The sequence below is a fragment of the Paraburkholderia lebeckiae genome, assembly GCF_050436325.1.
Classification (GTDB): domain Bacteria; phylum Pseudomonadota; class Gammaproteobacteria; order Burkholderiales; family Burkholderiaceae; genus Paraburkholderia; species Paraburkholderia tuberum.
The window spans coordinates 2,119,577-2,135,968 of sequence record NZ_JBNDLZ010000002.1; the positions used below are offsets into that span (position 1 = coordinate 2,119,577).

At 65.7% G+C, this 16,392-nt stretch carries 14 protein-coding genes; 8 read left to right on the plus strand and 6 right to left on the minus strand.

All coding sequences use genetic code 11. From position 1 onward, the window contains the following. Positions 1–3: 3 nt before the first annotated feature. The 4 genes from hpnE to OKW44_RS12895 all read left to right on the plus strand — a co-directional run bounded on the left by hpnE (position 4) and on the right by OKW44_RS12895 (position 4,876). On the plus strand, positions 4–1,272 hold the full coding sequence (gene hpnE, locus OKW44_RS12880; protein WP_018424003.1) for a hydroxysqualene dehydroxylase HpnE: 1,269 nt from the start codon (positions 4–6) through the stop codon (positions 1,270–1,272). Next, positions 1,269–3,347: a squalene--hopene cyclase gene (shc, locus tag OKW44_RS12885; protein ID WP_018424002.1), complete on the plus strand. Its 2,079-nt coding sequence runs from the start codon at positions 1,269–1,271 to the stop codon at positions 3,345–3,347. The genes hpnE and shc overlap by 4 nt, the downstream gene beginning before the upstream one ends. A 3-nt stretch (positions 3,348–3,350) precedes the next feature. Further along, positions 3,351–4,130, plus strand: a complete 780-nt coding sequence (locus OKW44_RS12890; protein WP_018424001.1) for a phosphorylase — start codon at positions 3,351–3,353, stop codon at positions 4,128–4,130. A gap of 260 nt (positions 4,131–4,390) precedes the next feature. Continuing rightward, the gene (locus OKW44_RS12895) at positions 4,391–4,876 is read left to right on the plus strand and encodes an acyl-CoA thioesterase (protein ID WP_018424000.1); all 486 of its coding nucleotides are present in this window, start codon (positions 4,391–4,393) and stop codon (positions 4,874–4,876) included. A gap of 156 nt (positions 4,877–5,032) precedes the next feature. Here OKW44_RS12895 and OKW44_RS12900 read toward each other — a convergent pair whose 3' ends face one another. Further along, entirely contained in the window at positions 5,033–6,052 is a 1,020-nt protein-coding gene (locus OKW44_RS12900; RefSeq protein ID WP_018423999.1) for an MlaA family lipoprotein, read from the minus strand. Positions 6,053–6,054: 2 nt separating this feature from the next. Then, a complete protein-coding gene (gene hpnN, locus OKW44_RS12905) occupies positions 6,055–8,670 on the minus strand; it encodes a hopanoid transporter HpnN (protein WP_018423998.1) in 2,616 nt (871 codons plus the stop codon). Between the two features lie 211 nt (positions 8,671–8,881). Here hpnN and OKW44_RS12910 point away from each other — a divergent pair, with 211 nt between their 5' ends. Continuing rightward, the gene (locus tag OKW44_RS12910; RefSeq protein WP_018423997.1) at positions 8,882–9,481 is read left to right on the plus strand and encodes an MlaC/ttg2D family ABC transporter substrate-binding protein; all 600 of its coding nucleotides are present in this window, start codon (positions 8,882–8,884) and stop codon (positions 9,479–9,481) included. 144 nt (positions 9,482–9,625) lie between these two features. Here OKW44_RS12910 and hpnH read toward each other — a convergent pair whose 3' ends face one another. Then, on the minus strand, positions 9,626–10,780 hold the full coding sequence (gene hpnH, locus OKW44_RS12915; RefSeq protein WP_018423996.1) for an adenosyl-hopene transferase HpnH: 1,155 nt from the start codon (positions 10,778–10,780) through the stop codon (positions 9,626–9,628). A 10-nt stretch (positions 10,781–10,790) separates the two neighbouring features. Then, positions 10,791–11,735 (minus strand): 4-hydroxy-3-methylbut-2-enyl diphosphate reductase, encoded by a 945-nt coding sequence (gene ispH, locus OKW44_RS12920; protein ID WP_018423995.1) that lies wholly within the window; start codon positions 11,733–11,735, stop codon positions 10,791–10,793. Positions 11,736–12,114: 379 nt separating this feature from the next. Here ispH and hpnC point away from each other — a divergent pair, with 379 nt between their 5' ends. Continuing rightward, complete coding sequence (gene hpnC / locus OKW44_RS12925) at positions 12,115–12,981, plus strand: squalene synthase HpnC (RefSeq protein WP_018423994.1); 867 nt, start codon at positions 12,115–12,117, stop codon at positions 12,979–12,981. Beyond that, positions 12,981–14,153: a glycosyltransferase gene (locus OKW44_RS12930; protein ID WP_018423993.1), complete on the plus strand. Its 1,173-nt coding sequence runs from the start codon at positions 12,981–12,983 to the stop codon at positions 14,151–14,153. The genes hpnC and OKW44_RS12930 overlap by 1 nt, the downstream gene beginning before the upstream one ends. A gap of 90 nt (positions 14,154–14,243) precedes the next feature. Here the strand turns inward: OKW44_RS12930 and OKW44_RS12935 are convergent, their stop codons facing one another. Together OKW44_RS12935 and hpnA are read right to left on the minus strand one after the other, a co-directional pair. Then, entirely contained in the window at positions 14,244–14,822 is a 579-nt protein-coding gene (locus OKW44_RS12935) for a hypothetical protein (protein WP_018423992.1), read from the minus strand. Between the two features lie 122 nt (positions 14,823–14,944). Further along, complete coding sequence (hpnA, locus tag OKW44_RS12940) at positions 14,945–15,955, minus strand: hopanoid-associated sugar epimerase (RefSeq protein WP_018423991.1); 1,011 nt, start codon at positions 15,953–15,955, stop codon at positions 14,945–14,947. Between the two features lie 138 nt (positions 15,956–16,093). Here hpnA and OKW44_RS12945 point away from each other — a divergent pair, with 138 nt between their 5' ends. Beyond that, positions 16,094–16,387 carry an acylphosphatase gene (locus OKW44_RS12945; RefSeq protein ID WP_018423990.1) on the plus strand — a complete coding sequence of 98 codons (294 nt, stop codon included), beginning with the start codon at positions 16,094–16,096 and terminating at the stop codon, positions 16,385–16,387. Positions 16,388–16,392 lie beyond the last annotated feature (5 nt).

Below are 16,392 nucleotides of genomic sequence, written 5' to 3' on the forward strand. Positions count from 1 at the left end.
TTGATGCCGAAGCTCGTCCACGTGGTCGGCGCGGGCGTGGCCGGGCTCGCAGCCTCTGTGCAGTTGCAGCGACGGGGCGCGCGGGTCGTGCTGCACGAAGCGCAGGATCACGCGGGCGGCCGCTGCCGTTCGTACTACGACGCGAAGCTTGGTGCGACGCTCGACAGCGGCAATCACATCGTGCTGTCGGCCAATGCGGCGACGCTCAACTACGTGCGCGCGATCGGCGCCGCCGACGAGCTGGTCGGCCCCGCGCAGCCCGAGTATCCGTTCGTCGATCTGGCCACGCGTTCGCGCTGGAGCGTGCGTCTGTCGCCGGGGAATTTGCCGTGGTGGATTTTCGATGCGCGCGCGCGCGTGCCGAACACGGGTCCGACCGATTACCTGTCGCTCGTGCCGCTGCTGTTTGCGAAACCGGGCCGCAGCGTCGCGCAGACGATGCGCTGTCACGGTCCGCTGTGGGAACGGCTGCTGCGGCCGCTGCTGCATCTGCTGCTGAATCTGGAGCCGCGCGACGCGTCGGCCGAACTGACCGGCGCGCTCGTGCGCGAAACGCTGCTCGCGGGCGGGCTCGCGTGCCGGCCGCTGGTCGCGCGTAATGGTCTTGGCAGCGCGTTCGTCGATCCGGCGCTGCGTCTGCTGCAACATGGCGGCGCGACGATCCGGCTCGGTTCGCGTCTGCGCGACATCACGTTCGCGGCCGACCCGGCCCGTGTGCAGGCGCTGCATTTCGACGATGAGAGCATCGCGCTCGGCGCGAACGAGGCGGTGATTCTCGCGCTGCCGCCCGAAGCCGCGGTGGCTCTCGTGCCGGGCCTGCGCGCGCCGACGCGTTTCGCGGCCGTGCTCAACGTGCATTTCGCGGTCGAGCCGCCGTTCGGCCTGCCGCAGATCACCGCGCTGCTGAACGGAACGGCCGAATGGTTGTTTGCGTTCGACGACCGCCTGTCGGTGACGCTCAACGGCGCCGAGCGGCTCTTCGACGCGCCGCATGACGTGCTGGCGGCGACCGTCTGGGCCGAAGTCGCGCAGGCGGTCAATCTGCCGGTCGCGCCGCTGCCGCGCTGGCAGGTGGTGATGGAATCGCGCGCGACGTTTGCCGCGCTGCCCGCGCAGGAGACATTGCGGGCGGGCACGCGCACTCGCTGGAACAATTTGGTGCTCGCGGGCGACTGGACGGCCACCGGCCTGCCCGCGATGCTCGAAGGCGCGATCCGCTCCGGCCAGAAGGCCGCGGATACGCTGCTGAATCAACCGATGGAACGCAGATGAACGACTTATCTCACACCCAGCCGCTCGACGCGGCGCTGCCCGAAGCCGCCGATGCGGCGCCGAACCTGGCCGAAGCTGCCGTGGTTGCCAACGCGCCCGCCGTGGCGGACGCATTGGCAACCGCAACGCCGCCGCCCGTGCGGGGCGCGAGCCCGCTCGACGCATCGATCACGCGCGCGACCGATGCAATCCTGGCCGCGCAGCAGCCGGACGGCCATTGGGTCTACGAACTTGAAGCCGACGCGACGATTCCGGCCGAATATGTGTTGCTGGTCCACTATCTCGGCGAAACGCCGAACCTCGAACTCGAACAGAAGATCGCGCGTTATCTGCGCCGCATCCAGTTGCCGACCGGCGGCTGGCCGCTCTTCACCGACGGCGCGCTCGACATCAGCGCGAGCGTGAAGGCGTACTTCGCGCTGAAGATGATCGGCGACCCGGTCGATGCCGAGCACATGGTGCGTGCGCGCGACGCGATCCTCGCGCACGGCGGCGCGGAGCACGCGAACGTGTTCACGCGAATCCTGCTCGCCCTCTTTGGGGTGGTGTCGTGGCGCGCGGTGCCGATGATGCCGGTCGAGATCATGCTGCTGCCGGTGTGGTTCCCGTTCCATCTGTCGAAGGTGTCGTACTGGGCGCGCACGGTGATCGTGCCGCTGCTGGTGCTCAACGCGAAGCGGCCGCTCGCGCGTAATCCGCGCAAGGTGCGCATCGACGAGCTGTTCCGCGGCGCGCCGGTGAACACCGGCATGAACGAGCGCGCACCGCATCAGCACGCGGGCTGGTTCGGCCTGTTCCGTTGTGTCGATTCGGTGCTGCGCGCGGTCGATGGCCTGTTGCCGAAGGCGACCCGCGAGCGCGCGATCCGCGCGGCGGTCGCGTTCGTCGACGAACGGCTGAACGGCGAGGACGGCCTCGGCGCGATTTTCCCGGCGATGGCCAACTCGGTGATGATGTACGACGTGCTCAGCTATCCGGCCGATCATCCGCATCGCGCGATCGCTCGCAAATCTCTCGACAAGCTGCTCGTCATCAAGGACGACGAAGCCTATTGCCAGCCGTGTCTGTCGCCGGTGTGGGATACGTCGCTCGCCGCGCACGCTTTGCTCGAAACCGGCGAAGCGCGCGCCGAACAGGCGGCCGAACGCGGGCTCGCGTGGCTGCGTCCGTTGCAGATTCTCGACGTGCGCGGCGACTGGATTTCGCGCCGCCCCAACGTGCGGCCGGGCGGCTGGGCGTTCCAGTACAACAACGCGCATTTCCCGGATGTCGACGATACCGCGGTGGTCGCGATAGCGATGCACCGCTCGGCGGCGCTCACGCAGTCCGATGTGGATCGCGAAGCAATTGCCCGCGCGCGCGAATGGGTGGTCGGCATGCAAAGCAGCGACGGCGGCTGGGGCGCGTTCGAACCGGAAAACACGCAGTACTACCTGAACAACATTCCGTTCTCGGACCACGGCGCGCTGCTCGATCCGCCGACCGCGGACGTGTCGGGCCGCTGTCTGTCGATGTTCGCGCAGCTCGGCGAGCTGCCGCAAAGCAGCGAGCCGGCGCGCCGCGCGTTCGACTACATGCTGCAGGAGCAGGAGTCGGACGGCAGCTGGTACGGCCGCTGGGGCCTGAACTACATCTACGGCACATGGACCGCGCTGTGCTCGCTGAACGCGGCCGGCATGCCACACGACGACCCGCGCATGCGGCGCGCGGTGCAATGGCTCGTGTCGATCCAGAACGACGACGGCGGTTGGGGCGAGGGCGGCGAGAGCTACAAGCTCGACTATCGCGGCTACGAGCGTGCGCCGAGCACCGCGTCGCAGACAGCCTGGGCGCTGCTCGGGCTGATGGCGGCGGGGGAGGTCGATCACGAGGCGGTGGCGCGCGGTATCGACTATCTGCAGCGTGAGCAGCGCGAGCATGGGCTGTGGGACGAAACGCGCTTTACCGCGACCGGCTTTCCGCGCGTGTTTTATCTGCGCTACCACGGCTATCGCAAGTTCTTCCCGCTGTGGGCGCTCGCGCGCTTCCGTCATCTGAAGCGCAATGGGCTCACGCGCGTCACGGTCGGGATGTGATAGATGTCCGTGTCGATGACGCCGTCCGTGGGGACGGGCGATAGCGGCTTGCCGGTGATCGTCGTGACGGGCATGGCGTTCGAAGCGCGCATCGCGCGCGGCGACGGCAGCGAGCGCGTCGAGGTCGTGTACGCGGCGCGCGCCGATCTGCTCGAGCGCGCGCTGAACGCCGCGGTCGCTCGCGGCGCGGCGGGGATCGTCAGTTTCGGCACGGCGGGTGGGCTCGCGCCGGATCTGCAGCCGGGGGCGCTGATTGTCGCGGATGCCGTGCATGGGCCGTTCGGGCGTATCGATACGGATCGGCAATGGGCGGAGCGGATTGCCGCCGCCGTGACCAACGTCAGGACGGCCGAAGGGCTCGCGGGACGTCTGCGCCGTGGCGCGATGGCGGCGGTCGCCGCGCCGCTGATCACCGCCGAAGACAAACGCGCGCTGCACGAATCGACCGGCGCGCTCGCGGTCGACATGGAATCGCACATCGCTGGCGCGACCGCTGCCGCGCACGGTCTGCCGTTCGCCGTGTGTCGCGCGATCGTCGATCCGGCCTGGCGTACGCTTCCGCCCGCCGCGACGGCGGGCTTGCGCGACGACGGCACCACGGCGCTGGGGCCGATTCTGCGTGAACTGCTGCGGCAACCGTCGCAACTCGGCGCGCTGCTGCGACTCGCGGGTGATGCGCGCGCCGCGCGGACTACGCTGGTCGAGGCGCGGGAGGCCTTGGGGAAGGGCGGCGCGCTGCGGATCGCTGGCGTCAACAATTGCGCGACGGGAAATGGCGGTTAGCCATTCCGACCGCGTCCGGGGCCGGCACCCAGTCGCTAGCGTGTGCGTGACCCGCCCCTGGAGCGACGACTCGAGTCGTAGCCATCGCCCGAAGCGGTTGACCACTAGCGGTGGTCCATCGTGGGCCCCAAGACTATCAGCACGATTAATTATGCAATTCTGAAATATCAGGGAAAACCCTACTTTTGGTATGCTAGTGTTAACCCTTAGGTTCCGGCGCATGACGCGCCCTCCCCGGAGCCGCAGACACGGAGTACCAAATGAATTTCCACACGAGAAAATGGGTCAAGCCCGAAGACCTGAATCCCAACGGGACATTGTTCGGCGGCAGCCTGCTACGCTGGATCGACGAAGAAGCCGCGATCTACGCGATCTCTCAGCTGGACAATCAGCGCGTCGTGACCAAGTTCATGTCAGAGATTAACTTCGTCAGTTCGGCGCGCCAGGGCGACATCATCGAACTGGGCATGACCGCCACGCATTTCGGCCGCACGTCGATCACGCTGCGCTGCGAAGTGCGCAACAAGATCACACGCAAGAGCATTCTGACGGTCGAGAAAATGGTATTCGTCAATCTCGACGAAAACGGCGATCCGGTGCCACATGGCCGCACGCGTATCCGTTATGCGGACGAGCAGTTCGCTCACTATCGCGCGAACTCCAAGCCAGTGCCGCAAACGGCACCAGTCGCGGCGGTCGAGGAAGATCGGGTCGCGGAGCGCAGCGAGGTCGAGAGCCTGCACTGAGCGGGTTGCAGCGATGCCCGCGGGCTCGGTCGGGCGACGTTTGGCTGTACTTCCACGCGGGGCACCCATCGAAGGCGTCCGCTGTGCCTTGTAGTGCGGGACTGAAGCGCCAGGACACGGCCGGCGCGGCGGCCGGTTCCCAGATCTCCTGGAGCGCTATTGCGGGGCCGACGCCGGCTCAGCAGGCACGGCTGCGGTAGCGCCCGCGCCACTGTCACCCGGATCGGTGTAGTTCGGCAGATCCCCGCTGGGCGCGCTGGTCGCTCCGCCGGAAGCCCCATTGGGCGCCGGCGAGGACTCACCCGGATCGTTGTAATTCGGCAGCGCGCCGGGCGCGCCCTTGGCCGCGCCGCCCGCTCCCGAAGCGCCATTGGGCGTCTCGCCCACATCGCCCGGATCGGAGAAATTCGGCAGGCCGCCCGCCGGCGCGCCTGCCGCTGGGGCAGCAGCCGGGCCCGTATCACCGTGATCGTCGTAGTTCGGCAGCGGCGGAGGGTTATTGCTCGTGCCCCGCAGCCGCGCGAGGCGCTGCTGCACATAGGCATCACGAACGAACGAGTACTTGTCGAGCGCGGCCTGCTCCAGAAGGCTGGTCGCGCCGAGCAGATCCGAACGTGTGCTCACGAACTGCAGCACGTACAGCGGATTGCGGGTCGCGGGTTCGATATAGTTCAGCGGATTGAACTTCACATCGACGACGAGCCCCATGCTGTCGCGCACCGTGCTCGGCCCGAACAGCGGCAGCACCAGATACGGACCCGACGGAATGCCCCAATGCCCGAGCGTCAGACCGAAGTCCTGATGGTGCTTGGGCAGACCGGCCGGCGTCGCCCAGTCGAGCAGGCCGCCAATCCCAAACACCGAGTTGAACGCGAAGCGCATGATGTCTTCGGTCGCATCGGTGATCTTCAATTGCAGCAGCGCGTTTGCGGCGTTGGTGAGGTCGCCCAGATTCGAGAAGAAATTGCTGACGGCGGTGCGCAGCGGCTGCGGCGTCACTTTCTGGTAGCCCTTCGCGACCGGCACCGCGATATAGCGATCGACTCCATCGTTGAAATTGAAGATCACCCGGTTCACCGGCTCGAACGGATCGCCCGGCTTGCGGTCCGGAGCGGTCGCGCAGCCGGAAATGAGACCCGCGGCGGTGAGCGCCAGCGCGGTGTTACGCAGCTTCATGCTTATATTCCTTTTTGCTTCCCGCGACGTTGACGCGGCTTGCCCATCAGTACCGGCTGGAAAACCACCGCGCCGACCAGCGTGCAGAACAGCGATAGCACGAGCAGCCTCCCCATGCTGGACGTGCCCGGATGGTGCGACAGCCACAGGCTACCAAACGCGGTGGCCGTTGTGGCGGCGCTGAACAGCACCGCATGCGTGAGGCTCGACTGCAACAGGCCGGTCTGGCCGTGGCGCCACGCCATCACGAAGTAGATCTTGAACGCGACGCCGACGCCGAGCATCAGCGGCAGCGCGATGATGTTCGCGAAGTTCAGCGGCATGCCGAATACCACGCACAGCTCGAGCGTGACGATCGCGGACACCAGCAGCGGCACCAGCGTGCGCAGCACGTCGCCGACACGGCGCAGCGCGATCCATAGCAGCACGGCGATCGACAGCAGCGCATAGACGGCCGCCTGCAGGAACGCCTTGATGATCGTGTTGGCCGAATGCAGGATCGAGATCGGTCCGCCGATCGCGCCCGGCTCCGCCCTCTTCACCGCGTGCGCGAAGCGCGCGAGCATCTGGTCGTCGTTTGGATCGACGCCGGGGGGCACCTTCGGCGCGATATCGACGAGCGCATGACCGCCCTTGCCGATCCACATCGCGGTGATGCCTGGCGGCAGGGTCTGCTGGGTTATTTCGGTCGGCTGCAGAAGGTTCTCAAGCTGCTTCAAGGCGATGCGCAGCGTGTCGGACATCGCGACTTCGGCGCGATCGCGCGTGGCGACGTCGGCGGCGGCGAGCTTTTGCAAGGTCGCGGACAGGTGCTGCGCGTCCGCCGCGCCCGGGCCCGGATGGTCCTCGGCCGCGAGCGACAACTGATTCGCCGCGCGCTTCAATGCGGCGACGCGCAACTCGTCGGTGGCTTGCGGCGCGGGCTGCTGTTGCAGCGCCGGCAGCAGCTGTTGCGCGGCGCTCGCGATCAGCATCATCTTCTGCTGCTGGTCGGCCGGCACGAAGGTGCTCAGCGTGTTGACGCGGCCCACTTCCGGCAGCTTGCGCAGTCGCTCGGCCATCGCGTCGGCGTCGGCAAGCGACGGCGCCAGCGCCTGCACGTTGTTCACCGCGGCTTCGGGCGAATCCTTCAGCGACAGCAACGTTGCCAACGACTCGGTATGCGGGTCCTTCAGATGCAGCGGATTGAAGTCGAAACGCAGGTGCGTGAGCAGCGGTGTCGCGCCGATCACGACGAGCAGCGTGCCGATCAACACCGGCTTGCGATGGCGGTCGAGGAAGTCGTCGACGGGCTCGAGCTGCTTGAAACCGGGCGAGGCGACTTCGCCCGGCGGATTGAAGAGCTTCAGCAGCGCTGGCAGCAAGGTCATGTTGGTGAAGTACGCGACGAACATGCCGACGCCCGCGATCTGGCCAAGCTCCGACACGCCGCGATAAGCGGTCGGCAGGAACGAGAAGAAGCTCAGCGCGACTGCCACGGCCGCGAGCGTGAGCGGCACGCCGATGCTGTGCGCGGTGTGCATCAGCGCGGCCGACAGCCGGTCGTCGCGGTTGCGCTCCTCGCGATACTTGACGCCGAACTGCACGCCGAAATCGACGCCGAGCCCGACGAACAGCACCATGAACGCGACCGAAATCATGTTGAGCGCGCCGACCATCAACAGGCCGAGCGCAGCCGTGATCGCGAGGCCGACGAACAGCGTGATGAACACGGCCGCGATCATGCGGCCCGAGCGCAGCGCGAGCCACAGAATGATCAGGACGACGATGAAAGTGCCGATGCCGTTCAGCACCGCGCCGTCCTGCACTGACGCGAACTCCTCGTCGGCGAGCGGCTGCTCGCCGGTCAGGCGGACCGTCGCGCCGTAGCGCTCCTGGAGATGCAGCGAGACTGCGGTTGCGCGAATCGCCCTCGACGCGCTCGCGCCCGGCTCCAGCGCGTCGTAGTTGACGACCGGATGCACGACGACAAACGAACGCGCCGGATCGGTGGCGGCGCTTTTATCGACGAGCGCGCGCCACGAGAACGCGGCGGGCTGGCCGGCCAGCACGCGATCGAGCGTGTTCGCGCTTTGCGCAAGCAGCCGGCTCATGTCAGGGAGTTTGACCTGGCCGAGTTGCAGCGGCAGCAGCAGGGTCGTATTCAGCGTGCCGGCGAGACCGGTCAGGCTCGGATCATGCGCAAGTTGATTGACGAGCGGGCGCGACTGCACGAGTTGCGAGGTGGTGGACATCACCTCGTCGGTGGACGGAAACAGCAGGCCGTTGTGTTCGAAGAACGGGCCGCCGGCGGGCTGCGAGACCGACGTGAACTCCTTCGGATCGGCTCTGAGCGCGGCGGTCAGCGCGTTGGCGGCGGCGTCGGCGAATTCGGGCGCGCGCGCCTCGACCACCACCAGCACGGTGTCGCCACGGTCGGGGAAGGCGGCGTCGAGCGCGTTCTGGACTGCCGCCCATTGCTTGTCGGTCTCGATGAGACGGCTGATGTCCGTGTTGATCTTGAAGTTATGCGCGACGTATATGCCGCTCAGGACAGCGAGCACGATCGACAGCGCGATGATCCTCAGCGGATGACGCACCGAATACGCGACGAGACGGACGATAGATGACTTCAGCATGTAGGCGGACGTGGCCTTATCACGGATGTTGTTTTTGACGAAGGTGCATAAGTATACAGAGCCCGGGCAAGCAAGCCCGACTTCGGTAGCAAGTACGGCTCCTGACGGCTTCGTCCGGATGGGAACGTAATCCCCGCTATACTGGTGTACCCCTCTTTAGCCGCGGGGCTGCGGCCCGTCGGCGCTACTTCTTTCGAGTCGTGACAAGCGTATGAAACGATATCTGACTGCTTTTGTGGCTGCGGCCGTGGTGTCCACGGCGGCGTTTGCGCAGAGCGCACCCGACGCGGTGGTAAAAAGTGCAGTCCAGGGCACGGTGAGCGCAATGAAGGCTGACCCGCAGGCGCGGGGCGGCGACATGGCGAAGATCACCCAGGTCGTCCAGACGCACTTCCTGCCCGCCACCGACTTTCAGCGCACCACACGTATCGCGGTAGGCAAGCCGTGGGCGACCGCGACGCCGGAGCAGCAGAAACAACTGTACGAGCAGTTTACGCTGCTGCTCACGCGTACCTATGCCGCATCGCTGTCACAACTGCGCGACCAGGACGTGAAGTTCCAGTTTGCGCCGGTCAGCGAAGGCGGCGCGACCGACATCGTCGTGCAATCGCACGTGATCAGCAACGGCGGCGATGACGCGATCGACTACCGGCTCACCAAGGGGCCGTCGGGCTGGAAGATCTACGACATCAACATGATGGGCGCGTGGCTGATCCAGGTGTATCAGACGCAGTTCGCCGACCAGATCGCCAAAGGCGGCATCGACGGGCTGATCAAATTCCTGACTGCGCATAATGCGCGCGGCGCGTAAGCGGGTCGGTCGACGGAGGTTTTAATCGGTAAAAGAAAAGCGCGGTGGCCTTGATTGGCCACCGCGCTCTTTTTTCGAGCTGCTTGCGCTTAACGATCATGCGCAATACAGAGGCGGCGCGCGGCCGCTCTCCTGTCGAACGCCTCAGTGCGCGGCCGTCGCGGTCTCCACCTTCTTGCCCTTGCCGGCGCGCGTGATTTCTTCGAGCTTGATCTCGACGTGACGCGAGAACACGTACTCGGCGGGACGCTGCTTGTCGAGCGGAATGTCCTGCGCGAACGCGCCCGTGGTTTTCGGGCCGCGCATGCTGACCTTCAGCGCCTTCAGCGGATGCGCAACCGTGTCCATCACGGCTGTCGCTTCGAAACCGCAATGGACCATGCAGTCCGCGCACTTCTCGTAGTTGCCGGTGCCGTACTTGTCCCAGTCCGTGGTTTCCATCAGTTCCTTGAAGGTCTTCACGTAGCCTTCGCCGACCAGATAGCACGGTTTTTGCCAGCCGAACACGGTACGCGCCGGGTTGCCCCACGGCGTGCATTCGTAGGTCTGGTTGCCCGCGAGGAAGTCGAGGAACATCGCCGACTGGCTGAACGACCAGTTCTTGCCGTTGTTGCCGCGCTTGAAGATTTCGCGGAACAGTTGCTTGGTCTTGTCGCGGTTCAGGAAGTGCTGCTGATCCGGCGCCCGCTCATACGCATAACCCGGCGATACCGTGATGCCGTCGACGCCCATCGGGCCCAACGTGTCGAAGAACTTCGCCACGCGTTCCGGCTGCGCGTCGTTGAACAGCGTGCAGTTGATGTTCACGCGGAAGCCGCGGCGCTTCGCTTCGCGGATCGCGGCCACGGCCTTCTCGTACACGCCTTCCTGCGACACCGAGTGATCGTGCGCTTCCTTGTCGCCGTCAAGATGAACCGACCACACGAAGTACGGATTTGGCTCGTAGTCGTCCATCTTCTTTTCCATCAGCAGCGCGTTCGTGCACAGGTACACGAACTTCTTGCGCGCCATGATGCCCTTGACGATCTGCGGCATTTCCTTGTGCAGCAGCGGCTCGCCACCCGCGATCGACACGACCGGCGCACCGCATTCGTCGACGGCCTGCAGGCATTCTTCCAGCGACAGACGCTGGTTCAGAATCGGATCCGGATAGTCGATCTTGCCGCAGCCATTGCAGGCGAGATTGCAGCGAAACAGCGGCTCCAGCATCAGGGCGAGCGGATAGCGTTTGTTGCCGGAGAGATGCTGGCGCATGATGTATGCGCCGACGCGGACTTTCTGTAGCAGCGGAATAGACAAGGCGTCCTCCTTAAACTTCGCGTGCAGCGAGTGGTTGCATCAGCTTCGATGGCAACTTGAATTCGACTTTTTCTTCACGGCCCGCCATCGTCGTGACATCGACGGGCCCCCATGCGCGTAGCGCATCGATTACGTTTTCGACCATTTCTTCGGGCGCCGACGCGCCGGCCGTGATGCCGACCGTGTGCACGTTGGCGAACCATTCGGGCTTCACTTCGGAGCCGTCGGCGACGAGGTAGCTCGCCACGCCGCTCTCGCTGCCGATTTCGCGTAGCCGGTTCGAGTTCGAGCTGTTGGTCGCGCCTACCACCAGCAGCACGTCGACCTCTTTGCTCAACTCGCGCACCGCCGCCTGGCGGTTCTGCGTTGCATAGCAGATGTCGCGCGTGTCGGGACCGACCATGTCGGTAAAGCGGCGTAGCAGCGCGTCGATGATGCCGCGCGTGTCATCGACCGACAACGTGGTTTGCGTCACGTAGGCGAGCGGCGCATCGACCGGCAACTCGAGTTTCGCGACTTCTGCCTCGCTCTGCACGAGCAACACCCGGCCGGGAATCTGGCCGATCGTGCCTTCCACTTCGGGATGGCCGGCGTGGCCGATCAGGATCAGCGTGCGGCCGGCGGCCACGTACTGACGACCCTGTACGTGCACCTTGGTCACGAGCGGGCAGGTCGCGTCGAGCACGTCGAGGCCGCGCGCTTCGGCATCACGTTCGACGGTTTGCGCAACACCATGCGCGCTGAATATCGCGACGGCACCTTGCGGCACTTCATCGAGTTCCTCGACGAAACGCGCGCCCTTCTGGCGCAGATTGTCGACCACGTGACGGTTATGGACAATCTCGTGGCGGACATACACCGGTGCGCCGTGTTGCTGTAACGCACGATCGACGATTTCGATTGCGCGGACAACGCCCGCACAAAAGCCGCGCGGCTGAGCAAGGATGACTCGCATAAGTTGGCGAACTCCGACTAACGCGGGTTTCGAAGAAGTCGTGAAACCGACTTTATCGCCGCGCCCATCTTGATTAGTTGACGTCTTGAGCCCCGGCGACCGGCCGGTACAGCAAAACCAAACGCGCATTCTAACGCTATCGGGGCCACTTTGCTTTTTGCTGTGGCCCGTGTGTTGGCCGCTTGCCGCAGCCGCTGGGCCGCGCGGACGACCGGGGCGGCGAGCGTTACGAAGATGTAAGGAGCCAGCGCGGGATTGCCTCGTAACGCGCCCGACCATGACCGCACACTGCACCGTCACGGCGGAACCCTTAAACTACCGATCCTTGCCGCGGCGCGGACATCGCGCTGCATTACAGAATAGTTTCGAGGCTCGCTGGATGGACGTCGATCAGCACGAAAACTTTCCGATCGCGAGCGTGTTGCTGCCTAAGGCCCTACGCGCGCCTGTCGGTATTATCTATCAGGTCGTGCGCACTGCGGCCGATATCTCCGCCGAAGGCCAGTGGAGCGCCGCCGAGCGGCATGCCCGGCTGGCCGATTTCCGCGCCGGGCTCGAAGCGATCGCGCAACGGCGCACCGCGCCCGTGCATGCGCTGTTGTTCGGCAAGCTCGCTGGCGTGATCGCGCAATACGAGCTGCCGCTCGAACCGTTCTACGATCTGCTCGAGGGCTGCGCGCAGGACATCGATACCAATCGCTATGCGGATCGCGCCGCGCTCGTCGACTATTGCCGCCGCTCGGCGCATCCGGTCGGGCATCTGCTGCTGCATCTGGTTGGCGCGGCGACGCCGCACAATCTTGCCGACGCCGACGCGATCTGCACGGCGTCGCAGCTGATCAGCTTCTGGCTCGACGTCGCCGCCGACTGGCAACGACAGCACATGTACCTGCCGCAAGCCGATTTGCGCCGCTTCGGCGTGACCGAGGCGCAGATTGCCGATGGTGTCGTCGACGATGCGTGGCGCGCGCTGATGGCGTATGAAATCGCGTTCGTGCGCGCCACGCTGGTCCGCGGCGCACCGCTCGCGCTGCGCATGCCGGGGCGGCTCGGCATCGAGCTGTGCGGCGCGGTGCATGCAGGCTTTCGGTTTCTCGAGCGCATCGAGCGCGCGGATTACGATGTGTTCCGCGCGCGCCCGGTCCTCAATCTGTTCGACTGGTGCGTGGTGGCGGCGCGCACCCTGAAAATGCGACTATCCAGACGCGTCGGCATGGCGGCGCGCTCAATCGAGGGTAATGCTTAATGGCGGCGGTCCTGTTCATTCTTTCGTGTGTTTCCCTGCTGATCTGGTGCGTGCTGCTATTCGCGCGTGGCGGCTTCTGGCGCGCGCGCCCAGCCGCGCCGCTGGCCATCGCGGCACGCGACGCATGGCCGGCCGTCGCGGCCGTCGTACCGGCGCGCAATGAAGTCGACGTGATCGCCGAGGCGGTCACGTCGCTGCTCACGCAGGACTATGCAGGCGCGTTCCACGTGATCGTCGTCGACGATCACAGCACCGACGGCACCGCCGACGCCGCGCGTGCCGCAGCGCTGCGGCTGCAATGTCCGGAACGCCTCACCGTGCTGAGCGCGAAGCCGTTGCCCGCGGGCTGGTCCGGCAAGGTGTGGGCGCAGTCGCAGGGCGTCGAGGCGGTGCGCACGCTCGATCTGCCGGCCGAATTCCTGTTGCTGACCGATGCCGACATCGGCCATCCCGCCGAGGCGTTGACGCAGCTCGTCGCGCGCGCGGATGCCGAAAAGCGCGACCTCGTCTCGCTGATGGTCCGGCTGCGCTGCGATTCGCTCTGGGAAAAGGCGCTGATTCCGGCCTTCGTGTTCTTCTTCGCGAAGCTGTATCCGTTCGCGTGGGTCAACAATCCACGCAACCGCACCGCGGCCGCGGCGGGCGGCTGCATGCTGGTGCGCCGCGCGGCGCTGGAGGAAGCGGGCGGCATCGAATCGATTCGCGCCGAGCTGATCGACGATTGCAGTCTTGCCGCGCGCGTCAAGCATCGTGGCACCGGACGTCATCCGATCCGGCTCGATGTGGCGGCGAAGAGCGTCTCGCTGCGTCCCTACGACAGCTGGCGCGACATCTGGAACATGATCGCGCGCACCGCGTTCACGCAGCTGCGCTACTCGCCGCTACTGCTCGCGGGCACGCTCGTCGGCATGGCGATCATCTATCTGTTGCCGCCGGTCGCGGCGTTGATCCTCGGGCCGCTCGGCTGGCCGGCCTGGATCGCGTGGGCGGCGATGTGCTGCGCGTATGCGCCGATGCTCGTCTACTACCGGCGCTCACCGCTGTGGGCGCCGTTTCTGCCGCTCGTGGCGCTGTTCTATGTCGGCGCAACGTTCGCATCGGCGGTGCGCTACTGGCGTGGCAAGGGTGGGCAGTGGAAGGCGCGCGTGCAGGCACCAGTGCAGGAGCGCTGATGTCTGGCGATGGCCGAAGCGCTCGTCGGATGCAGAAGGCAGACGTAAAAAAAGCGGCTCCAGGCCGCTTTTTCTACGTAGCGCGTTTCATCACGCGTTCGTCAGCATCATGTACATCTGGATCACGATGTCCGGCGAGAACGTGAACGGCACCCAGCCGTGGCCGGTGTGGCGCATCACCAGCAAGCGGTCGCCGTTCGACTGCTTCTGCACGGCCATCATCGGATTCTTCGTCGAGACGAATTGCCAGCCCGGCGGGATGCCTTGCGGCTGCTCCGGCGTCATCGACGCCCGTGCGTTCGACAGTTCCTCGATCAGCCGGCTGATCTGGTCCGGGCGTAGCGCGACGGTCTGGTTGCCGATCGTCATCGTGATTTCGTCGCGCGCGGGGCGGTTGATTTCGAGCGTCGGCTGGAATTGCGGGGCGGCCGGCTTATCGATCGCTTCGGCGTTCGTTTCTGCGTTTGCTTCTGCGTTTGCTTCGGTGCTCGCGTGCTGTTCCGCTGCCGCTTGCGCCGCTGCTTCGTGCGCGGCATGCTCCACCGCTGCGGGCGATGCCGCAGCGTCAGCGCTTGTCTCGGGAGTGTTCTCGGCCTGCGTGGCCACGACAGCCTGAATGAGCTGGTCGACGCCCATTTCCAGCGCGCCGAGCTGTTCGTGAAGATTCATGCGAGGTTTCTCAGGTAGGACCCGCGATTTTACCTGCTGCGCGCGGGCTTGGACCCGTCGCCGGCGCGGGACTTGTAACAAAATGCTTACGGCCGCTGTTCAGCCCTTCACTTATCCCTTGATCACCGCTTCAGATACCCCGCCTGCCGGAACCATTCGAGCGCATCGGCGAGCCCCTCGCGATAAGGCCGCGCCCGATACCCCAGCTCGCGTTCCGCCTTCGCCGACGCGAAATACATCTTGTTCTTCGACATCTTCAGTCCGTCGACGGTGACGAAAGGTTCGCGCTTCGTGAATTTGGCGACCGCTTCCGCGCCCATCGCGAGCGGATACAACGGCCAGCGCGGCAGGCTCAGTGTTGGTGCCTTGCGGCCTGTCAACGCCGCGATATCGGCGAGCATCTGCTGCAAGGGCAGATTTTCGCCGCCCAGAATATAGCGCTCGCCGATCTTGCCGCGTTCGAGCGCAAGGAAATGACCGGCGGCGACGTCGTCGACGTGCACGAGGTTCAGCCCCGTATCGACGAATGCGGGAATCTTGCCGAGCGCCGCCTCCAGAATGATGCGTCCGGTGGGCGTCGGTTTCACGTCGCGCGGGCCGATCGGCGTCGATGGATTGACGATCACCGCGGGCAGACCGTCCTCGGCGATCATGCGCTCGACCGCGCGCTCGGCGAGCACCTTGCTGCGCTTGTAGACGCCGATCGCCTGGTCGGCCCGAAGCGGCGAGGTTTCGTCGGCGGACTGGCCGGAGCTCGTCACCTTCAGCGTGGCGACGCTGCTCGTATACACGATGCGTTCCACACCTTCCTTCAACGCCGCGCGCATCGTCGCCTCGGTGCCTTCGAGATTCGCGCGCTCGATCTCGCCGGGGTCCGGCGCCCACAGCCGATAATCGGCGGCCACGTGCAGCAGATAGCGCACGCCGCGCAGCGCGTTGCGCATCGATGCTTCGTCGCGCATGTCGCCGACGACGATTTCCGCGTCGAGCGATTCGACGTTCTTGCGCGGACTCGTTGCGCGCACCAGCACTCGTACGCGAAAGCCCTTGCTCTGCGCGATGCGCGCCACCGACGAGCCGACGAAGCCGGACGCGCCGGTCACGAGCACGAGATCGCGATGCTGTTCGGTCATTCTGTTTCCATTTCCTGCGTGACGGTCGACGGATTGTACGTGGCGCGCGCAAAGGATGGGCGTTCTCCAGCACGCTCGCCGCGACGCGACTAGAATGCCGGCTTGAAAGACTGTCAGGCATTAAAAGGAGGTAGCGGCATGGCCCCGGATCTGGATGAGCGGATCGAAACGTACTACGCGCGGGTGCGCGGCACCGTGCAGGGCGTTGGCTTTCGGCTTGCGACGGTGCGCCAGGCGCACGCGCTCGGCATCAAGGGATGGGTCGCGAATCGCGACGACGGTTCGGTCGAGGCGATGTTGCAGGGACCGGCCAATCAGATCGACCGGATGTTGTCGTGGCTGCGTCACGGACCGCCGGCGGCGCGCGTGACCGAAGTGAGAGGCGAGGAGCGCCCCACGGACAGGCGTTACGACCGCTTCGAGCAGCATTGAGCTCG